At 45.4% G+C, this 18,884-nt stretch carries 23 protein-coding genes; 12 read left to right on the plus strand and 11 right to left on the minus strand.

What is annotated here, in order from left to right; all coding sequences use genetic code 11:
• Positions 1–402: 402 nt before the first annotated feature.
• Together bamE and HV237_RS15865 are read left to right on the plus strand one after the other, a co-directional pair.
• Positions 403–714: an outer membrane protein assembly factor BamE gene (gene bamE, locus HV237_RS15860; protein ID WP_052951303.1), complete on the plus strand. Its 312-nt coding sequence runs from the start codon at positions 403–405 to the stop codon at positions 712–714.
• A 274-nt stretch (positions 715–988) separates the two neighbouring features.
• Positions 989–1,786 carry an SDR family oxidoreductase gene (locus HV237_RS15865; RefSeq protein ID WP_047359404.1) on the plus strand — a complete coding sequence of 266 codons (798 nt, stop codon included), beginning with the start codon at positions 989–991 and terminating at the stop codon, positions 1,784–1,786.
• On the opposite strand, the gene HV237_RS15870 is transcribed toward HV237_RS15865, so the two are convergent.
• The gene (locus tag HV237_RS15870; protein WP_029139468.1) at positions 1,773–2,333 is read right to left on the minus strand and encodes a TetR/AcrR family transcriptional regulator; all 561 of its coding nucleotides are present in this window, start codon (positions 2,331–2,333) and stop codon (positions 1,773–1,775) included. The genes HV237_RS15865 and HV237_RS15870 overlap by 14 nt on opposite strands.
• Positions 2,334–2,418: 85 nt before the next feature.
• Between HV237_RS15870 and HV237_RS15875 the strand changes: the two genes are divergently transcribed.
• From HV237_RS15875 to HV237_RS15885, 3 genes are all read left to right on the plus strand, one after another.
• The gene (locus tag HV237_RS15875) at positions 2,419–3,627 is read left to right on the plus strand and encodes an MFS transporter (RefSeq protein WP_047359405.1); all 1,209 of its coding nucleotides are present in this window, start codon (positions 2,419–2,421) and stop codon (positions 3,625–3,627) included.
• The gene (locus HV237_RS15880) at positions 3,627–4,442 is read left to right on the plus strand and encodes a Cof-type HAD-IIB family hydrolase (protein WP_047359406.1); all 816 of its coding nucleotides are present in this window, start codon (positions 3,627–3,629) and stop codon (positions 4,440–4,442) included. Before HV237_RS15875 ends, HV237_RS15880 begins: the two co-directional genes overlap by 1 nt.
• A 106-nt stretch (positions 4,443–4,548) precedes the next feature.
• A complete protein-coding gene (locus HV237_RS15885) occupies positions 4,549–4,830 on the plus strand; it encodes a hypothetical protein (RefSeq protein ID WP_019076373.1) in 282 nt (93 codons plus the stop codon).
• 28 nt (positions 4,831–4,858) lie between these two features.
• Here HV237_RS15885 and HV237_RS15890 read toward each other — a convergent pair whose 3' ends face one another.
• A complete protein-coding gene (locus HV237_RS15890; RefSeq protein WP_016156092.1) occupies positions 4,859–6,091 on the minus strand; it encodes an MFS transporter in 1,233 nt (410 codons plus the stop codon).
• Between the two features lie 297 nt (positions 6,092–6,388).
• Between HV237_RS15890 and ybjG the strand changes: the two genes are divergently transcribed.
• Positions 6,389–6,997: an undecaprenyl-diphosphate phosphatase gene (gene ybjG / locus HV237_RS15895; protein WP_016156091.1), complete on the plus strand. Its 609-nt coding sequence runs from the start codon at positions 6,389–6,391 to the stop codon at positions 6,995–6,997.
• 64 nt (positions 6,998–7,061) lie between these two features.
• On the plus strand, positions 7,062–7,820 hold the full coding sequence (gene deoR, locus HV237_RS15900; RefSeq protein WP_016156090.1) for a DNA-binding transcriptional repressor DeoR: 759 nt from the start codon (positions 7,062–7,064) through the stop codon (positions 7,818–7,820).
• A gap of 45 nt (positions 7,821–7,865) precedes the next feature.
• Here deoR and dacC read toward each other — a convergent pair whose 3' ends face one another.
• Positions 7,866–9,068, minus strand: a complete 1,203-nt coding sequence (gene dacC, locus HV237_RS15905) for a serine-type D-Ala-D-Ala carboxypeptidase (RefSeq protein ID WP_016156089.1) — start codon at positions 9,066–9,068, stop codon at positions 7,866–7,868.
• A gap of 328 nt (positions 9,069–9,396) precedes the next feature.
• On the opposite strand from dacC, the gene HV237_RS15910 reads away from it, so the two are divergent.
• A complete protein-coding gene (locus tag HV237_RS15910) occupies positions 9,397–10,023 on the plus strand; it encodes a glutathione S-transferase family protein (protein WP_047359407.1) in 627 nt (208 codons plus the stop codon).
• 5 nt (positions 10,024–10,028) lie between these two features.
• Here the strand turns inward: HV237_RS15910 and HV237_RS15915 are convergent, their stop codons facing one another.
• From HV237_RS15915 to HV237_RS15925, 3 genes are all read right to left on the minus strand, one after another.
• A complete protein-coding gene (locus tag HV237_RS15915; protein ID WP_047359408.1) occupies positions 10,029–11,126 on the minus strand; it encodes a PQQ-dependent sugar dehydrogenase in 1,098 nt (365 codons plus the stop codon).
• 102 nt (positions 11,127–11,228) lie between these two features.
• On the minus strand, positions 11,229–11,612 hold the full coding sequence (bssR, locus tag HV237_RS15920) for a biofilm formation regulator BssR (RefSeq protein ID WP_047359409.1): 384 nt from the start codon (positions 11,610–11,612) through the stop codon (positions 11,229–11,231).
• Between the two features lie 318 nt (positions 11,613–11,930).
• Positions 11,931–12,659 carry a methyltransferase gene (locus HV237_RS15925; protein ID WP_047359410.1) on the minus strand — a complete coding sequence of 243 codons (729 nt, stop codon included), beginning with the start codon at positions 12,657–12,659 and terminating at the stop codon, positions 11,931–11,933.
• Positions 12,660–12,704: 45 nt separating this feature from the next.
• Here HV237_RS15925 and HV237_RS15930 point away from each other — a divergent pair, with 45 nt between their 5' ends.
• Both HV237_RS15930 and HV237_RS15935 read left to right on the plus strand, forming a co-directional pair.
• The gene (locus HV237_RS15930; RefSeq protein WP_047359411.1) at positions 12,705–13,556 is read left to right on the plus strand and encodes a DUF2806 domain-containing protein; all 852 of its coding nucleotides are present in this window, start codon (positions 12,705–12,707) and stop codon (positions 13,554–13,556) included.
• A 308-nt stretch (positions 13,557–13,864) separates the two neighbouring features.
• A complete protein-coding gene (locus HV237_RS15935; protein WP_047359412.1) occupies positions 13,865–14,317 on the plus strand; it encodes a hypothetical protein in 453 nt (150 codons plus the stop codon).
• A 6-nt stretch (positions 14,318–14,323) separates the two neighbouring features.
• Here the strand turns inward: HV237_RS15935 and HV237_RS15940 are convergent, their stop codons facing one another.
• The 5 genes from HV237_RS15940 to HV237_RS15960 form a co-directional block, all read right to left on the minus strand.
• A complete protein-coding gene (locus tag HV237_RS15940; RefSeq protein WP_240489697.1) occupies positions 14,324–14,575 on the minus strand; it encodes a hypothetical protein in 252 nt (83 codons plus the stop codon).
• 492 nt (positions 14,576–15,067) lie between these two features.
• Entirely contained in the window at positions 15,068–15,307 is a 240-nt protein-coding gene (locus HV237_RS15945) for a hypothetical protein (protein ID WP_047359414.1), read from the minus strand.
• Between the two features lie 144 nt (positions 15,308–15,451).
• Positions 15,452–15,751 (minus strand): hypothetical protein, encoded by a 300-nt coding sequence (locus HV237_RS15950; protein ID WP_131348175.1) that lies wholly within the window; start codon positions 15,749–15,751, stop codon positions 15,452–15,454.
• Positions 15,752–15,795: 44 nt separating this feature from the next.
• Positions 15,796–16,185, minus strand: a complete 390-nt coding sequence (locus tag HV237_RS15955) for a hypothetical protein (RefSeq protein WP_072058811.1) — start codon at positions 16,183–16,185, stop codon at positions 15,796–15,798.
• 34 nt (positions 16,186–16,219) lie between these two features.
• A complete protein-coding gene (locus HV237_RS15960) occupies positions 16,220–16,945 on the minus strand; it encodes an HNH endonuclease (protein ID WP_047359415.1) in 726 nt (241 codons plus the stop codon).
• Between the two features lie 216 nt (positions 16,946–17,161).
• On the opposite strand from HV237_RS15960, the gene HV237_RS15965 reads away from it, so the two are divergent.
• The gene (locus HV237_RS15965) at positions 17,162–17,905 is read left to right on the plus strand and encodes a hypothetical protein (protein ID WP_047359416.1); all 744 of its coding nucleotides are present in this window, start codon (positions 17,162–17,164) and stop codon (positions 17,903–17,905) included.
• Between the two features lie 13 nt (positions 17,906–17,918).
• Positions 17,919–18,425 carry a hypothetical protein gene (locus HV237_RS15970; RefSeq protein WP_047359417.1) on the plus strand — a complete coding sequence of 169 codons (507 nt, stop codon included), beginning with the start codon at positions 17,919–17,921 and terminating at the stop codon, positions 18,423–18,425.
• Positions 18,426–18,884: the final 459 nt, after the last annotated feature.

Below are 18,884 nucleotides of genomic sequence, written 5' to 3' on the forward strand. Positions count from 1 at the left end.
GAAATAGTTTTTTAACCAGCTAACCCTTTGATTAATAGATAGCCTCATTCCAGCCCTCTTAGTACCACTGCCGCCATTTATCATCTTCCTGCAGGCGCTAATTTCGGTAGAACAAACGCAGCCCAGCCCCGGACGGGATACTGCCACCACGCAGAAGCAGATCCACCTCGGTATCACTCGCATCAAATCCCCTAGACCTCAACTCAGAATCAAGCTGCTGGCGCTGATGATTGCTAATCTGCTGTTTGTACCCCTTCCGCCGCTTCGGTTTTATAGGGTGTTCATCCTGTACCTGCTCATTAAAAATTATTCATGGAATCATTGAGTCCTCTAGAGCGTGATCAATGTCACATAATATTGGTTGGTAAATAATTACTGCTCACAATCCATAGAGACTGAGAAATGAACTTCAAAAAATTAATGATGATCGGCTTTACCGTGGCAGTTTTAGCAAGCTGTACTACTGGTGAAAAAATCCACAACGTTCAGGTTGGCATGACAAAACAACAAGTAATTGATTTGCTTGGAACCCCTGATGGTGATGCAGTTAAAGGTAACAGCGAACAAATCCAGTACAGCAACCGGTTAACATCTGGTTGGGGATGGGATAAAGGTGATTACTACGTTACCTTTGAAAACGGGAAAGTCGTCTCTTATGGAAGCGGCGAAATCCGTGGTGCAGGCGCTCCCGTCAAAGGTGTTGTGGTATTTTAATACGCGCACTCTGATGACATTAGTTAGTTAAACGTTAGTCGAGACAAAGTGGCGGCAGCGGTTGGCAATGCCCCGTAGTCGTCACATCTCACCACTAAACTAACTTATTGATTATTATGCAACTCGCTGTTTTAATTAACCCATTTACATAAATGGTTTTTTGTTGCCTGAATTTTGCGATCGCTGACTCCCTCCCCCGAAACTCTCTCACATTTGCAGCATGCCGGTTATGACGCATACTTTTAGTCAGAGCTAAAGGTAATAGGTGGTTGCTATGTTACTCGCAGGCAAAGTCGCGGTAATTTTCGGTGGCAGCGGCGCTATAGGCAGTGCAGTTGCGCATGCTATGGCGCGTGAAGGCGCTCATGTGTATCTGGGCGCGCGCAGTCAGGAAAAGCTGGATTGGGCGGCCAGTAGCATTCGAACCGCGGGCGGTGCCGTCGAAACCTTTGTCACCGATGTACTCGACAAATACGTTACCTCAAAACAAGTTACTCAGCTTGCGCAGCAAACCGGTGGAATAGATGTGGTGGTTAACGCAACCGGCTTTATGCATGAACAGGGCAAACGCATCGAGGCGTTATCCCTTTCTGAGTTTATGAGCGGTATCACCCCTTTCCTCTCGGCGCAGTTCAATATCGCAAAAGCCGTAACGCCACACATGGGCGGCAATCGTGCGGGCGTCATTCTCACCGTTGTTGCGCCCGCGGCCCCGATGGCGATGCCTGGACATCTGGGACACATCGTTGGCTGTGCGGGAACAGAGGCCTTTATTAAAGCGCTTGCCAGCGAACTGGGGCCGGCGAATATTCGGGTCGTCGGCGTGCGCTCGCATGCGATTGTGGATGCCGTTCAGGCCGGTTCCTATACCGGGGAAATTTTTACCGCTAAAGCGCAGTCAATGGGTATTACCGTCGCACAATGGTTAGCTGGTGCGGCGCAAAGTACCATGCTTGGGCGTCTGCCTACGCTTGCACAAATCGCTGAGGTAATGACCTTTCTGGCTTCAGACCATGCCGGAGCAATCACCGCAACGGTGGTGAATATTACCGGCGGCGCTACGCACAGCTGACCGTCGCGGGCAACCCCGCAATACGCTCCACCATCAGCAAGATATCTTCTCGCCGCAGCGGTTTTTTGTCCGTGACAAAATGCAGCGTCATCCCTTCAATAAACGCATCCAGCGCCCGCGCCGTAACCGGAGCAAACCACTGCTCCAGCGTTTGTTGGCTGCGTAACATCCAGTTTTGCATCACCGTTTTTAATGCCGGTTTACGGCTGGCGAATGCATACAGCTGATACATGAGTTCCATGTTATCGGGTGTCGTGACCTGGGAGCTGTAAATCATATCGGTAATCGCATGGCAAGCCTGCGACGCATCCGCAACGTCGGCAAAAAAAGCCTGATACTGCAGCATCATCCTGTCAGTAAAACGGTCAAACGCCTCCATTAAAAGCTCATCAATTCCCGAAAAGTAATAGGTCATAGAACCCAAGGGCACCTGAGCAATTGTCGCAATCTTCCGATGTGTAACCGCATGAATACCATGGGCTATTACCGCATCCAGAGTCGCCTGAACTATTTTTTCCCGCCGCTGCGGATCGTTCGCACGTCGCACTGCATTACCTCTTCTTGCATTTGTGTACAAATGTACACAACCTTGCTAAGGTTGTCTTCTTTCCTCTTTTATTCGGCTCGAATTCATGACTGGCATCTCATCACGCAAAGCCTTAAGACGTCGCACCTGGGCACTGTTCACGTTCTTCTTTTTACCAGGATTATTAATGGCCTCCTGGGCAACGCGTACCCCTGCCATCAGAGATATCCTCTCCGTCTCAACCGCCGAAATGGGCGCGGTGCTGTTTGGACTCTCAATTGGTTCGATGAGTGGCATTCTTTGTTCGGCCTGGCTGGTGAAACGATTTGGCACGCGTAAAGTGATCCACACCACCATGTCTTGCGCAGTCCTCGGAATGGCAATCCTCAGCGTGGCGCTCTGGCTGCATTCCGCATGGCTTTTCGCATTTGGTCTGGGCGTGTTCGGCGCCAGCTTTGGCGCAGCAGAAGTTGCCATCAACGTCGAAGGTGCGGCTGTTGAGCGCGAAATGAATAAAACCGTACTGCCGATGATGCACGGTTTTTACAGCCTGGGAACGCTGGCGGGTGCCGGAGTCGGGATGATGCTTACCGCCTTCAGCGTACCGGCGACCGCGCATATCTTGCTGGCGGCGATGGTGGCTATCACCCCTATCTTCATCGCCATCAAAGCTATTCCTGACGGCACGGGTAAAAATGCCGCTGACGGGTCTCACTCTGGCGAAAAAGGACTGCCTTTTTATCGCGATATTCAGCTATTGCTGATTGGCGTCGTGGTGCTTGCAATGGCATTTGCTGAAGGTTCCGCCAACGACTGGCTTCCGCTGCTGATGGTGGACGGACATGGATTTAGCCCGACATCAGGCTCGCTGATTTATGCCGGATTTACGCTGGGTATGACCGTTGGACGATTTACTGGCGGCTGGTTCATCGACCGCTACAGCCGCGTCGCGGTAGTACGCGCCAGTGCGCTTATGGGGGCTCTTGGGATTAGCCTGATTATTTTTGTCGACAGCACTTGGGTGGCGGGTGTTTCCGTTATTCTGTGGGGACTCGGCGCATCACTGGGCTTCCCACTGACCATTTCGGCTGCCAGCGACACCGGCCCCGATGCGCCAACCCGCGTCAGCGTTGTCGCCACTACCGGCTATCTGGCGTTCCTGGTTGGACCACCGCTGCTGGGCTACCTGGGTGAACACTACGGCCTGCGTAGCGCTATGCTGGTGGTGCTGGCGCTGGTGCTTGTCGCCGCCATCGTCGCGAAAGCGGTGGCAAAACCAGATCTCAAAAACACCACTGTGATGGAGAACAGCTAATGCGTATCAAACTGATTGCAGTCGACATGGACGGCACATTTTTAAGCGACCAAAAAACCTATAATCGTGAGCGCTTTATGGCGCAATACCGCCAGATGAAAGAACAAGGGATCCGCTTTGTGGTCGCCAGCGGCAACCAATATTACCAGCTCATCTCCTTTTTCCCTGAACTGGCCAGTGAAATCTCATTTGTCGCCGAAAACGGCGGATGGGTGGTCAGTGAAGGGGAAGATGTCTTTAACGGTGAGCTGGCAAAAGACGATTTCCAGGCCATCGTGGAACATCTGCTGACCCGTACGGACATCGACATTATCGCCTGCGGTAAAAATAGCGCCTATACCCTGAAGCGGTACAGCGATGAGCATAAGACGGTCTCCGCCATGTATTATCATCGTCTTGAATTTGTGGATAATTTTGACAACCTCAATGACGTTTTTTTCAAGTTCGGGCTAAATATTTCAGACGATCGTATCCCCCTGGTGCAGGCTGACCTCCATGAGGCGATTGGCGACATTATGGTGCCGGTACATACCGGCTACGGCAGCATCGATTTAATTATACCCGGTGTGCATAAGGCAAACGGTCTGCGTCTGCTGCAACAACGCTGGAATATTACCGACGATGAGGTTGTTGTGTTTGGCGATGGCGGCAATGATATTGAGATGCTGCGTCAGGCAGGATTTAGTTTTGCAATGGCGAACGCCCATGAGCCGGTTATCCAGGCGGCAAAATATCGCGCAGGGTCGAACAACGAAGAGGGCGTGCTGGATATTATCGACCGCGTGTTAAAGAATGAAGCACCGTTTACGCAATAACGCCTCAGCACAGACGGCAACAAAATGATGGCATGATCTATTCATAATCCGCCTCAAATTAACCCGCTGGATTATTACCTCCAGTGAATATTCAGACGAGCGGATTATGAAGAAAAGTGTACTGATAGCGACATTGTTACTGGGTTTTGCGGGGACAACATTTGCGCAAAGCGTTACCGTTGATGTACCAAGCGGTTATAAGGTGGTGGTAGTGCCCTCTTCCGTCAGCGTTCCGCAGGCGGTCAGCGTTACCACAGCGCCACAAACGGTGTATGTTGCTCCGGCGCCTGCCCCGGCGCCTGTCTATCGCGCACATCCTTATGCGCGACATGTTGCAAGCGTCGGTGAAGGAATGATCATCGAACACCAGATTGACGATCACCACTAAGTTTTTGCCTGGCCCGGGCAACCGGGCTTTAACCTTCCCGTGAATCCCCTACCCGTTTATCTTTCAGGAAGATAACCATCAGAATCACCCACAGTACGCCGCTTGCCAGATTGAACAGGCTGAACAAGCCGTTTCCTCCGAGCAGATAAGCGTGTTTACTCAGCTCAATACCGACGGTAAAAATCAGCATCTGCAACATACCCATTGCGGCAGAAACCGTGCCCTTACTCATTTCACTGGCAAACAGCGTGAGACGTACCAGTCCAGCATTCGCCACGCCAATACCAAACGCATAGATGCTTAAACCCGCCGTCATCCATAGATACGCATGGGATGACACCACCGTGGCCGCAGCGGCAATCACCAGCCCGACGGCGATTGGCCAGCCGCCCATGATAATCAGCGAACGTACGGTTTTTCGCGAGGTCAGGCGCGCCAGTACCAGGTTACCGGCAATCAACGCGCCAAAAATCGGCACCTGCAACAGGCCATATTCGTAGCTGCTGAGATGTTCACCGCTGATGATAATAATCGGGGACTGCGCAATCCACGCCAGTAACGGCAGGCTGACAAAACCCAATGCCAGCGCGCCTGCAACAAAGCGCACGTTCCTCAGCACCAGCCTATAATCTTTGCCCAGCTCTTTAATCGACAGCTTTTCACCAAGCCGGGTTGCCGTCTCCGGCATCGCGCGTTGCAGACCAAAAAAAGAGATGGCGGCCAGGGCGGCAAACAGGATAAACATCCCTTCCCACGGCAGAACATGTACCCAGGCTGCGCCGACCAACGGCCCCAGCAGGGGCGCAATCAACGCTACGTTTGCCATCAGCGCGGTAATTTTTATGCACACCGCTTCTTCAAAGGATTCCTGAATTGCGGCGTAACCCACCGCGCCAATAAAGCACAGGCTTATCCCTTGTAAAAAACGCAGGAAGGTAAATTGCTCAATATTCTGCGCAAGCAGGGTTGCAAGGCAGGTCACAATGAACCAGAGCACGCCGGTTAACATCACCGGGCGACGTCCAATTCGATCCGACAGCGGTCCTAATAACCACTGCAAAAACATGCCGCCAGCCAGATAGGCGGTCATGGATGTGGGCACCCAATCTAATCCGGCATTATATTGCTCCACCACCGCCAACATTCCGGGCTGGATCATATCGTTGCCGATATAAGTAGAGAATTCGTAAAGCACCAGACAGAGAGGGAAAAGTAATGCCTGACGCCCCAAACGGGCGCCTGAAGATAAACGGTTCTGCATGCAGTCTCTTAACTATAGAAAAATCGCGCAAAGTGTAATAAATGCGCCGTACTGGTGATAGTGAATTATGTGATTTGAAAGCAAATTGCGCACATTTTTACACTCATTTGCTCAGGAACATTTTGCGTTAAGGTTAATTTAAGTTGAGGCCGCTATCATGTTCAATAAGTCTCATTAATTGTCTGAAAAATAGTCATTTAACAGACAAATAAGACAAGACCGCTTTTTATCCCGTGAAAGCAATTTTATGCTCTCCCCTCTTGGGCCTTTTTAACGATTACACTGAGTCTGGACGTTATGCTGGAAAATCTGAACAACTCACTTTTTTATCTCATCAATGCCACGCCGGACTCTGCGCAATGGATGATATCGCTTGCCATTTTTATTGCCAAAGACCTGATTAACATCGTACCGCTATTAGCCGTTGTGCTTTGGCTTTGGGGGCCGCGGGCCCAGGTTACTCTCCAGCGCCAGTTAGTTATAAAAATGGCGATTGCGCTGATCGTCGGTCTGACGATTTCATGGCTGATGGGGCATCTGTTCCCTCACGATCGTCCGTTTGTTAACCACATCGGTTACAACTTCCTGCATCATGCGGCGGATGACTCTTTCCCGAGCGATCACGGTACGGTTATCTTTACCTTTGCACTGGCTTTCCTGTTCTGGCATCGCCTGTGGACGGGCGCTCTGCTGATGGTCGTTGCTGTGGCGATTGCCTGGTCGCGGGTCTACCTTGGCGTACACTGGCCGCTGGATATGCTGGGAGGATTACTCGCCGGACTGATTGGCTGCCTGAGCGCCCAGATGATCTGGCAGCGGTTTGGCACGCCCCTGTACCTCGGCTTGCAAAATGGCTATCGCGCCTGCTTCGCTCTGCCCATCCGTAAAGGCTGGGTGCGTGACTAACCCACGGTAAAAAGAGTAGTATTAAGCGCGATACTGAGCACTTATTCTACTCTCCAGGGGAACTATGGAAACTCGACGCGACGAGCGTATTGGTCAATTACTGCAGGCGCTGAAACGCAGCGATAAATTACACCTCAAAGAAGCCGCGACGCTGCTGGGCGTATCTGAGATGACCATTCGTCGCGACCTGAATAATCACGATGCTCCCGTCGTCTTGCTCGGGGGCTATATTGTTCTGGAACCCCGCAGCGCCAATCACTATTTAATCAGCGATCAAAAATCCCGACTGGTTGATGAAAAGCGCCGTGCCGCCCAGATGGCGGCAAGCCTCGTGCAGGCACACCAGACTATCTTTTTCGACTGTGGTACCACCACGCCGTGGATCATTGAGGCTATCGACAATGAATTGCCTTTCACCGCAATCTGCTACTCGCTGAATACGTTTCTGGTGCTACAGGAAAAACCGCAGTGCCGCGTCATTCTGTGTGGTGGCGAATTCCATGCCAGCAACGCAATTTTCAAACCGCTTGATTTCCAGGAAACGCTGAACAACCTGTGCCCGGATATCGCTTTTTATTCCGCAGCTGGCGTTCATATTGAGAAAGGCGCGACCTGTTTTAACCTGGAAGAGCTACCGGTGAAACACTGGGCGATGTCGATGGCGCAGCATCACGTGCTGGTGGTCGATCACAGCAAATTTGGTAAGGTGCGTCCTGCGCGGATGGGTGAAGTAAAACGCTTTAATACCATCGTCAGCGATAGCCGTCCTGACGAGGCGTTTGTTGAGCACGCGAAAGCGCAACGTATCAAACTGATGTATTAAGCGATACTGCCGGATGGCGATAGCGTCATCCGGCAAACGCTAAGCTTAAGAGAACCAGCCGCCAAACCACTGGTGGAATTTCATCATCACAAAGTCCCACATGCGACTAAAGAATCCCCCCTCTTCCACGGCCTCCATCACCATCAGTGGACGCTGCTCGATGGATTTCCCGTTCAACTGGAAGTCGATAGTCCCCACAACCTGGCCTTTCTTCAGCGGCGCGGTTAACTGTGGTTCGGTCAGGGTAAAGCTGGCCTTCAGGTTTTTGAGCTGACCACGCGGGATAGTCACCGAGCCCGCTTCTCCGGCACCCAAATTAACTTCACTCTTATCGCCAAACCAGACGCGCTGCGTCACGAAAGTGGCATCCGGTTTAATCGGCGTAACGGTTTCAAAGAAGCGGAAGCCCCAGGTCAGCAGCTTTTCTGACTCATTAAAACGAATGCGGTCGGTTTTCGCCCCCAACACCACGGAAATCAGGCGCATATCCCCCTGGGTCGCGGAAGCGACCAGGTTGTATCCCGCCCCGGCCGTGGTACCGGTTTTCATACCGTCCACGTTCAGGTTGGTGCTCCACAACAAACGGTTGCGGTTCGGCTGGCGGATTTTATTAAAGGTAAATTCTTTCTCTTTGTGGATAGCGTACTCTTCCGGTACATCGTGGATTAGCGCCTTCCCGAGCAGGGCCATATCACGTGCGGTACTGAACTGTCCTGCCGCATCCAGGCCATGCACGGTCTGGAAAGTGGTATTGGTCAGCCCCAGTTTTTTCGCGTAGCCGTTCATCAGACCAATGAAGGATTCCTGGCTGCCGGCAACGTAATCAGCCAGTGCGATACAGGCATCGTTACCAGACTGGATGATAACGCCTTTGTTCAGATCGGACACTGCAACCTGATCGCCAGGTTTGAGGAACATAACCGACGAACCGCGCAGGGCCGGATTACCGGTCGCCCAGGCGTCTTTGCCCACGGTGACCATGTCGTTGAGGTTAATTTTCCCGGCCTTCAGCGCCTGACCGACTACATAGCTGGTCATGATCTTGGTCAGACTGGCAGGATCCAGTTTCTCATCAGCATTACCTTCCGCCAGAACCTTACCGCTGGCGTAATCCATTAGGATCCACGCGCGCGCGTCGACGCTCGGCGGGGCCGTTGGTTGCTCCGCCGCCTGTACGCTCGGCGCCAAAAGGATTAAGAGTGCAGAACCTGCAGCAAAGCTGCGAAGTGAAGAGAAGTATTGCGTCATAAATGCCACCCGAGTATCCATTCCAAAAAACCACGTCATACCACACCGTGTTTACACAAAACCGGCCAGGCGACCCTGGCCAACCCATGCAGAAAAGGTCTGATGGATGACGTGTAAAATAAGTGCGGTGAGTAATAACGCACTAACGAGCTTAAAGAAACCGTAAGTTGGTAAAGTTTTTAAAGTTTATGCAATAACACCGCGCTGCGCTGCTCCCGGCACGATTTTTTTAGACTTTGTTGCGTAAATATTAGGTTTACCCCACCATGTGGGCTAGTCAGATGGCATCTGCAGCCATAAAGCTGCTCAATTAATTTGCGGGGTTACTATGATTACACTGTGGGGTCGCAATAACTCGACCAACGTAAAGAAAGTATTGTGGACGCTCGAGGAACTGGAACTGCCGTATAACCAAATTCTGGCGGGCGGACAGCATGGCGGTAACCGCGATGCCGACTATCTGGCACTCAACCCGAACGGACTGGTCCCGCTACTACGTGATGATGAAACGGACGTTGTTCTGTGGGAATCCAATACCATTGTCCGCTATCTGGCAGCTCAGTACGGACAAAAGCGTTTGTGGATTGACGCCCCGGCCGCGCGCGCCGTCGGTGAAAAATGGATGGACTGGGCAAACCAGACGCTAAGTCCTGCGCATCGGGTTATCTTGTTTGGCCTGGTCAGAACCCCTGCCGAGAAACGCGACATGGCGGCAATCGAGGCGGGTAGTCAGGTGTGCGATAACCTGTTTGCCATTCTGGATAACGCGCTGGCGGACCAGCCATGGTTCTCCGGGGCTGAATTTGGCACTGCCGATATCGCCGTTGCGCCGTTTATCTATAACCTGTTCAACGTTGGCCTGGGCTGGACCCCGCGCCCACATCTGGAGAATTGGTATCAGCAACTGACCGAACGTCCGGCGTTTCAAAAAGTCGTGATGATCCCGGTCAGCTAACTAAATCAGGGACTCACTTTCAGTAATTCCCCGTCGGACTCGTCGGTTAGTACGTATAAGTACCCGTCTGGTCCGACGCGCACATCACGGATCCGTTGCCCTCTTTCCTGCAACAGACGCCCCTCTTCGGTGACGGCATTCCCTTTGACGCTCAACACGATCACTTCTTTATCTTTCAACGCGCCAATGAACAACTTCTGCCGCCACTGTGGGAAGGTATCGCTATTATAAAAAGCCATTCCGCTGACCGCCGGTGACTTTTCCCAGTAAAAGATGGGTTGCTCTGTTCCAGCAACAATTGGGCCTTTTGCTTCGGGGATTTTAAGACCACTGTAGTTAACGCCCCAGGTCGCAAGCGGCCAGCCGTAGTTTTTCCCTTTCTCCGGGATATTGATTTCATCGCCCCCGCGTGGACCATGCTCATTAAGCCACAGCGTATCGCTCCAGGGATTCATCGCCATCCCTTGCGGGTTGCGGATACCATATGACCAAATCTCTGCCCGTGCTCCTGCCCGCTTCACAAACGGATTATCCGGCGGAATTTTTCCCTCATCGGTCAGTCGTACGACCTTGCCCTGCAGCTTATCCAGATCCTGTGCGGTAGAACGTTGATTATTTTCACCAAGACCAATAAACAGATAACTGTTGCCATCAAAAACCATACGTCCGCCAAAATGGTTTCCGCTGGAAAGCTTCGGCTGTTGGCGAAAAATGGTCTGGAACCCTTGCAGATGTTTAAGATCGTCGCTCAATCGTCCGTAGCCAACCGCTGTCCCGGCGTTACCTTCACCGTCAGCTTCAGCAAAACTAAGCCACACCCGGCGAGATTGTTTAAAATCCGGTGCTAATGCCACATCAAGCAATCCCCCCTGACCATTCGCCCAGACTTTGGGTACGCCGGTCAGCGGGTCGGAAAGCCCCTTCCCTGACTGCCAAAGTCGAAGCTGGCCGCCTTTAAGCGTAATGAGCATACCGCGATTGTCGGGTAAAAACGCCAGCGACCACGGATGATCGAGTTTCGTTTGCAGCACTTCCACCTCTACCGCGACGGCATAAGAGGAAAATAGCGCGAGTGGGACAGCACAGAGAAAGAGTCGACGCATAACACCTCCTTAATGGCTCTGCATAAAGCGTAGCCAGCAAGGGGAATTATCCCGCCACATTAACATAATCTTAACGAAAAGGGGGAGCGCCCTCCCCCTGATTCAGACGTGTTCCAGCGTTGGATAAGATTGCAAACACTGGATACTTAGCGTCAGCGTTGTCAGGCAGTTTTCCAGTTTCTCTGCGTTAACGGCGATAAAAGTTGGACAATCGTGATGTCCACTCATAAGACAAACAGCGGCGGCGGCTAACGCCCCTTCAGCACGATGAAGGGCATTCCACTCTTCCTGATCAAGATGCATACCGTGAAGCTGTGATTGCTCGTGCAATTCGCGATTCAGTGCAAAAAAATTATCACGCAGACGATCGCTCTCGCTGACTGACATGTAGCCTTTCGCTTTTCTCAACAGCAGATAAGCGGCAAGTTCGACACGGGCGTTTATCAATTTGTTGAGAAGATCGGTTCTCAGTCTGTCAACAACCATACTTTGTTCCTCCTCTTTCCAACTATGGTGCAACTTAATAGTATGGTCATTTTTTGAACAAAGTCGTGTCCAGGATCAATCCATCACCGAAAATTAACACAATTTACAAATAATCTTTAATTCCACGCCGGGCGTGGCGACTGATGGTATGAGATTGCGATACAATTTTTATTCAGAACTCTGTAGAATCCGTGCCCTGAATATTCCAATAACTGAACAATTTTTACGCTATGAGCAATGTAACCCACCAGCCGAAAATCGGCTTTGTCTCCCTCGGCTGCCCGAAAAATCAATAAATATATTGTGTTATTTTTTATGCTATTCAGTTAACTTATTGATAATCACTAACACCGATTCACATGTTACCTTCGTACCGTTCCATTGGTCACGATAGATTGATGTACCAATGCCCACACCAGGATGTAAGATTAGCCCCGTATCCTTTTCAAATTTCAGGTACTTGGTTGTCTGTACTGAACGATCATAGTACGTGTGGCCTGAATACTTAAATCCCGCACTACCCTGTGGAACAATCCATGCCCCATAACTGGAATACTCCCTTGCCCTATCAATTATCTTGTACTCGAATTCACTACCCGTATAACGGCCTGTATACGTCCCTGACGTTTTGATCTTCCCAAATGGGGGATTGCCATACGCTACACGGTAGAAACGTTCTGGTGTGTATTGGAGTGCGTCACCTGTGACCCATTCGGCTTGTGGCAATACCCGCTTTCCAATCATTACGTACTCTGGATTCAGCTCTACACATGTTATGTGCGATGGTTTATTACGTATGAACTGGAAGTAGCTAAGTCGCCCGATACCCGCACATAATTCTATACAGTCATCACTACAGCCAGCATCTAGCATGAAATCCCATGCCAACATTTCGGGAGTGAAGAAAGCACCAGTAGCTCCGATACCATCACCTTTGTAATTATTGAAGATAAACTCTTTATCATCTTCTGCTAGTTGCCTATCTGAATGTACTAACTCCATCACTTTTAAATGTAGTTGTGATTCCTTTTTAGTTATTCTTGCCATAAAATACCCTTGTACAGTTGTTGTACGGGTATTTAGGGGAACTCGATGAGCCTTATCGATTTAAGTTTTTCAGGATTATCAAAACCTGGAACAAAACTTATTGAAAAAGTCAGTGATGCGATTGGCGTGCTTTATGAACCTACAAGAATCAGGAAAAAAGCGAAGGCTGAAGCTGAAGCTAAACGTACAGAGCTAATTTCGAGGTTAGAGCTTGAGGGAATAGAAAAACGGGCAGTTGAGCGTTTTCTCAAACGTGAAACTAAACGACAAGAAAACATTGAAAATATTACAATACAAGCAGCACAAAGCCTATCTGAGACTGATAATGTTTCTGATATTGACGACGATTGGATAGAGGCTTTCTTCAGAGAGTGTGAGGATATTAATGACGAACAAATGCAAACGCTATGGGGAAGAATTTTATCCGAAGAAGCAAAGTCAAAAGGTTCTTTTAGTCGTAGAACCTTAAAACTATTGTCAACCTTAAGCAAAGAAGAAGCGAATCTTATTACTTATTTTGGCAAGTTTGTTTGGCAGGCAAGTAACCTTACTCCAATTTTATTGACCGATGAGAATGGAAACACTGAAGGTATAACCTTCAATGAACTTTCTGTTTTAGACTCTTTAGGAGTTATTCAACAAGGCATTGGCTACCATTTAACCTTCGGTAGTAAAAAAGGTCGTATTGGCTATTACGGAATGGCATTTTTAGTTGAATTTCAGAGCGATGATTCATCAACTTGGAATCTACAAATAGGAACGGCTTTACTTACGCCTATCGGTCAAGAATTGATCAGAATTTGCGGCTCCACTCCAGATATTGCGTATGTACATAAATTCCTCAACAAAACAAATGTTGAAGGAAGCCAAGTAAAGCTATCAATGCTTACTATGTAAAAAAGGCCGGATTACCGGCCTAAGTTCCACTAACCATAATTAAAAACACCTGCAAGAAATGCTCTAATGGGCCTGTATTGCCAGTAATCTAAAATGCATCAGTACTGATACAATAATCCAGCAATCACGCTAATGGTAAAATTCCTGTAACATTAATCCACCCTATAACCTCTTTATCAGCATATGTTATCTACTCACCAGAACGTACTAACTTCATCTACCTATTATGATTAGTAGATTTCTTTTTAGCTACTTTTGCCATAAAATACCCTTATACAATTTATGCACAGGTAGTTAGGGAATTATTAATGAAAACCTTCAAACTATTAGCAGCAATTATAGTCATTACATTATTATCTATAGCCGCTAATATTGCGTTGATTTATCTATGCCCAGATACTGAATATTCACTTTGGGTTAGTGCACAATCTTTGATCTTGACATTCATTGCAGCCACTTATTCCGTGAAAACAAAGATAAATCATTTCCTAGAACGGGAAATCGATCTTATTGGTGTGTTCAGTGTGGCTGTAGCTATCAGTGCATCCATAACATCATTTTATGTAAATGATAAGTTTAAATTTCCCGATACATTAATATATTCCTTAGTGATTATTTTAGGAATAGCATACATCATTTGGGATTATAAAAAATTTAAAAACAAAACAACACGGTACTTGCCAAATATAAAAAGCACATCTACGTTTAGAGAGACAAATAGCCAAATAGTTATAACCACAAGAATAGATAAAGCCCCATAAGGGGCTTCATTTAGATTTTAACATCCCTTTAATTTCTGAAATGTCACTTTTTATTTTTGAAAGTTCTCGTACTAAATCATACAATTCATCAATATCTGCTTCATTGCTTTCAGTTTTAGTTTCTAATACTAGAAGTTTACTTTCAATATCACTTATACGTCTTTCGGCATCTAAGATCTCTTGTTTTCGTCTGTAGAGTAGACGCCCCATAAATGTACAAAAGGCCATTAATAGACCCCCTATCGCGATGTAGTCCATTACGTGTTTCCTTTTAATATGAGTCATAAACGTCGGTGTTAATGTAATAACACGTTCGATTAATAACCCCTTCATTTTCGTTTGCGTACATTCCATCTTCTACTTGAGTGGATGCCCGTTCTAAGTTTGTGCCTTTAGCATTAAAACTGTACTGTGTTCTACCCCGAATCGGTCTGCGATTTCTTGCCACGTGTAGCGGGTTCCATCGTCTTTAATCTTTACCATTACTCATATCCTATTCATTTACTATTAATAGGTAATAATTATTTTATTTTCGTTATGAAAGTTTTACCTTTCGTTTTGTTTGTTTTCGATCAAAATCCCCACGAATGTGAAAGATAATTCGCGGAGGAAACTCGAATATATCTGTACCCCTAAGAATCATTTGATTATCCGTGTACATTAAAAAATCTATATGTATTTATTTTTTTAATACTTGGATAACAGACACAAAAAAGCCCACTATAATTAGTGGGCTTAGAAAAAAATAAATTAGTTCATTGCTTCTACCTTCCAGCGGCCACCGGGCTGCGTGATCTCATATTCATATCGATCATCACACCACACAACAGCTTTACCTGAGAAGTTTGCTGTACTGAACGCTGTAACCTTATCACATTTATAGTCACGCGATTGGATCAATGCTTGAGCAAAATCTTTTGCATCTTGTTCATCATCAGCTTGCACTGCAAATGGGGCTAGCAAAATTGCGATTGCGATGATACTTTTCATTTTATTTCCTTATAACTTTGAGAAGTTATCAATTATAATATGAGTACGTCTTTTTTTATCCTACCAAAAACTATAGTAATTATTATTTTGTAAAGTGAATTAGCATAACTTTACTCATGCTTCAATAATATTGTTCTGTGTTGATTATTTTTTAACATTACATCTCACTTCATAATTCATATAACCATCTTTATCTAAGTACATATTTCCATAATAATATCCTCTATCTAAAGTATCCACTATGATCAACTCTTGCTCGCCATTTTCTGATGAATATCTATATGAACCATAAGGTACTGGCATTTGATCATAAACTCGCTTCGTCAGAAAATAGTTGTCTGTGACAACGGTATCACCTCTAATGTCTGTACAATTAAAATTTGGTAAATTCTTTGCAATTACTGTACCGCTAAAAACAGTCAAAATAATAAACAATAATTTCATTGCACCATAACCTTTTACCTACGAATCATAAGTAGGCTTTCATCTTAATTTAATTGTTTTAATGGATATGAGTTAGATGTACTTGAACCATCGCTATACACCTCTGATATAGTCAGTTTGTTCCCATCCACTTTGTATTTTACTACACTATCAGCCGGGTCATTTCTCCAACGACCTGAGCTATCTGGATTGTTTGATGACCACATAACTTGATCATCAATCAGCTTACACTTGATAGCCCATCTTGTGCTGTCATCTTTACGTATGTAATGGACATAGGCTACATCTGATTGAATCTTATCAAGCTTCACTATTTTATGATCTCGCCCAAACATAGATGCAGCTGCCGCTTTGCAGATCTGACCAACATTAGCTTCCGCTGCGTAGAGTGAAGAACTGAACAATAATGGCACAATAACTAATAATTTTATCATCGCATATCGTCTCGTAATAAAATTTGATTTAACTTTACTTTCTTAACAACTCTTTTAATTCGTCAACTGTCTTCATTTCTTTTCCAATATGAATCATTGCATGACAGTTTGCACATAAAGGAATGAGATCTTTAATTGGGTCAATCTTATAGCGTTTGCCAATAGTATGTAGTGGCACTATATGATGAACATGAATATAATTTTTTCCGTGTTTACCATACATTTTTTCAAAATTAAAACCACAGACAGCACAACTCAAACCATGTTTATCGATACATTCTTTTCTCGCCTTTGGATCTCTCTCATAGTACGTTGCAATCCTTTGACGCTTTTCCCCCTCATAGTATTCATTTTCGATTTCGGGAGTAAATGAATAGAAATCTTCATCGGTGGCGTACCAATCCCCATCAATTTTTGTAAGATATTTTCGTACTATTTTCTTTTCAAAATGTTTAATCCTAGCAGCACCATTTTCAGTTGTTTTCTCATGCCTAGTCTGGCTAAAGGTAAAGAGACTGTACCCTTCATGTAAAATCTTATCTATGTGTTCAACAGATTGTGTATAACCAGATTTTTTGTGTCCATTTACATTCTCACGCCAACTGCTAGCCAAGATTAAAACTTTCTTTCCATCATCTGATCTAAGATCTTCCCAAGCTCCAAAAATTATTTTTTTGTTGATCTCATCAATAAATGACCAACTCCAGTTATCATTTTTACATGTAGCACCTAAAGAACGCATGAACTCTGTACGGGACATTTTTTATCCTTAAAATGTGTGATCTACATCACTTAATACTATCGATTGTTGGAGGTTCCTATCGTTCGTACAGCTAACAAACCTACCTAAAATAGATAGAAACCTCCAACAATCGATAGTGTATGTGTGTTCCTTTTGATGGTAAAGTATTAGTAGGTAGTTTTTGGTACTACATTTTTACATAGCTATGTCTTTTGCTTAAGAAATGGAATTAAAATGCAAAACCTCAAAAAAATTAATTCAATACTAATTAGTACCGTATTGTTACTTTCTATTTTGATTGGTATTAAGATATTATTTTCTAATTTTAAAGACTTCGAATGGGGAAGTGTTACGGACTGGATTAGTTCACTGAGTACAGCTGGTACACTTTGTATTGCAATACTTGCATATATAAAAGTCCCTGAATGGATGGCACAGAAACACTATGATATTGCACACAGCATTATTGAAGATACTATCTATAATGATCTTGCTAAAGTCCGCACTTCCTCTCTATATTTAAAATTCAAAATTGTAAAATTATGCAAAAACCTAGTTCTTGCATTGAAAAATAGATTAGGTGAACCAAATTCCCTTAGTGACTCTATAAATGACATTGAGAAAGACCTAGATGCATTATTTATTCTATCTTACTCTATAATTAATCGATTGAATTCAGTTTCAAGGTATAATTATACCTTAACTGATTACGCTAAAAATATCTCTGCTGAATTACAAAAAATTTTAAATGAATTCAATGAAATTCATGAAGAAATTTTAGTCTTTAGTTCTGACATAGGAATGTTATATCATGCTGATGATACAGTAATTGAAGTCGCAATGACTGAAGGTAGAGACATTCAGAAAAAAGTCATTGATTTGAATATAAAAACATCACAATTCATCCGTGATATTCACTCTAGAAATAGACCTATAACTGATTTCATTCGATACAAAAAAAACCATAAGTTAGTATAGATAAGGATAGCATGTGACTACACAAATACGTACTTATAATTTACCAACTGAGCTTGTTGAACATTTTTCAAATAACATTGCGTATTTCGAAAAACTTTTGTCTAAGGATTTTTCTGACTTAAATATTAATATAACACCAGAAGACATTAAAAAAATAGAAAAGTCTTTCGAAGTATCACATCGGATACGTGATTTCGAAATCGGTTTGTATTGGCAAAGACTTAATTTTCTTTGGGCCATCACCGCATTGCTATTTGCTGGATGGGGAGCATTAATTTTCAAGATCATAGAATTTAATGAAGGAGAAGCACCATATATTATGTTTGCTTCGCTATCATTTCTTTCACTTATAGGAGGTATTGTAACAATCTTCACCAGTTTCATTATTGATGCAGGTAAGCATTGGCAAAAGGTTTGGGAGTATCATGTTTACACTCTTGAACCTTTTGTATCCGGCCATTTATATGCAATTAAGTTTAATTACAAAAACAAAAAAAGGCATCAATTAGTAGAAGTGTAGAAACTTTTAATTATGCACTGTTGACGCTTTGGGCTTGCTCCTCAATTTTTGCAGCAATTATTCCTTCGCAGATTACTAATGATTCCGCACTATGGATACAATTCGGCATTTCACTTATAATTTGGGTAACATTCCGAAATATAGGTGCCTCTGTCACTAAGGAGGACTCTGGTAGAATAGAGCTTGAGTAATATATTTCTTTAAATAGCCCTACTATAGGGCTTTATTACTGAGAGTATTTCAGACACTTTATCATTTCTTGCTGCACTTGTTTATACTTCTCTACGTCTATTACTGTCATCAATTGAAATTCCTCTTCTTCAGTTTGGTTTAACAAGTACTGCAATGGGTCTCAATATATGTAGGACGAGGTTCGATATTAAATTGTGATGTATGCCTATTCAGTACTATACGTTCTATGCAATCGTAGAACACTACCATATTATCAAAGACATTTAT

The organism is Citrobacter sp. RHBSTW-00570 (assembly GCF_013739755.1).
GTDB lineage: Bacteria > Pseudomonadota > Gammaproteobacteria > Enterobacterales > Enterobacteriaceae > Citrobacter > Citrobacter braakii.

What these genes read in the sequence shown, in the direction of transcription:
- bamE (WP_052951303.1), top strand. Translation starts at nt 403, where the DNA reads ATGAACTTCAAAAAATTAATGATGATCGGCTTTACCGTGGCAGTTTTA.
- HV237_RS15865 (WP_047359404.1), top strand. Translation starts at nt 989, where the DNA reads ATGTTACTCGCAGGCAAAGTCGCGGTAATTTTCGGTGGCAGCGGCGCT.
- HV237_RS15875 (WP_047359405.1), top strand. Translation starts at nt 2,419, where the DNA reads ATGACTGGCATCTCATCACGCAAAGCCTTAAGACGTCGCACCTGGGCA.
- HV237_RS15880 (WP_047359406.1), top strand. Translation starts at nt 3,627, where the DNA reads ATGCGTATCAAACTGATTGCAGTCGACATGGACGGCACATTTTTAAGC.
- HV237_RS15885 (WP_019076373.1), top strand. Translation starts at nt 4,549, where the DNA reads ATGAAGAAAAGTGTACTGATAGCGACATTGTTACTGGGTTTTGCGGGG.
- HV237_RS15890 (WP_016156092.1), bottom strand. Translation starts at nt 6,091, where the DNA reads ATGCAGAACCGTTTATCTTCAGGCGCCCGTTTGGGGCGTCAGGCATTA.
- ybjG (WP_016156091.1), top strand. Translation starts at nt 6,389, where the DNA reads ATGCTGGAAAATCTGAACAACTCACTTTTTTATCTCATCAATGCCACG.
- deoR (WP_016156090.1), top strand. Translation starts at nt 7,062, where the DNA reads ATGGAAACTCGACGCGACGAGCGTATTGGTCAATTACTGCAGGCGCTG.
- dacC (WP_016156089.1), bottom strand. Translation starts at nt 9,068, where the DNA reads ATGACGCAATACTTCTCTTCACTTCGCAGCTTTGCTGCAGGTTCTGCA.
- HV237_RS15910 (WP_047359407.1), top strand. Translation starts at nt 9,397, where the DNA reads ATGATTACACTGTGGGGTCGCAATAACTCGACCAACGTAAAGAAAGTA.
- HV237_RS15915 (WP_047359408.1), bottom strand. Translation starts at nt 11,126, where the DNA reads ATGCGTCGACTCTTTCTCTGTGCTGTCCCACTCGCGCTATTTTCCTCT.
- bssR (WP_047359409.1), bottom strand. Translation starts at nt 11,612, where the DNA reads ATGGTTGTTGACAGACTGAGAACCGATCTTCTCAACAAATTGATAAAC.
- HV237_RS15925 (WP_047359410.1), bottom strand. Translation starts at nt 12,659, where the DNA reads ATGGCAAGAATAACTAAAAAGGAATCACAACTACATTTAAAAGTGATG.
- HV237_RS15930 (WP_047359411.1), top strand. Translation starts at nt 12,705, where the DNA reads ATGAGCCTTATCGATTTAAGTTTTTCAGGATTATCAAAACCTGGAACA.
- HV237_RS15935 (WP_047359412.1), top strand. Translation starts at nt 13,865, where the DNA reads ATGAAAACCTTCAAACTATTAGCAGCAATTATAGTCATTACATTATTA.
- HV237_RS15940 (WP_240489697.1), bottom strand. Translation starts at nt 14,575, where the DNA reads ATGGACTACATCGCGATAGGGGGTCTATTAATGGCCTTTTGTACATTT.
- HV237_RS15945 (WP_047359414.1), bottom strand. Translation starts at nt 15,307, where the DNA reads ATGAAAAGTATCATCGCAATCGCAATTTTGCTAGCCCCATTTGCAGTG.
- HV237_RS15950 (WP_131348175.1), bottom strand. Translation starts at nt 15,751, where the DNA reads ATGAAATTATTGTTTATTATTTTGACTGTTTTTAGCGGTACAGTAATT.
- HV237_RS15955 (WP_072058811.1), bottom strand. Translation starts at nt 16,185, where the DNA reads ATGATAAAATTATTAGTTATTGTGCCATTATTGTTCAGTTCTTCACTC.
- HV237_RS15960 (WP_047359415.1), bottom strand. Translation starts at nt 16,945, where the DNA reads ATGTCCCGTACAGAGTTCATGCGTTCTTTAGGTGCTACATGTAAAAAT.
- HV237_RS15965 (WP_047359416.1), top strand. Translation starts at nt 17,162, where the DNA reads ATGCAAAACCTCAAAAAAATTAATTCAATACTAATTAGTACCGTATTG.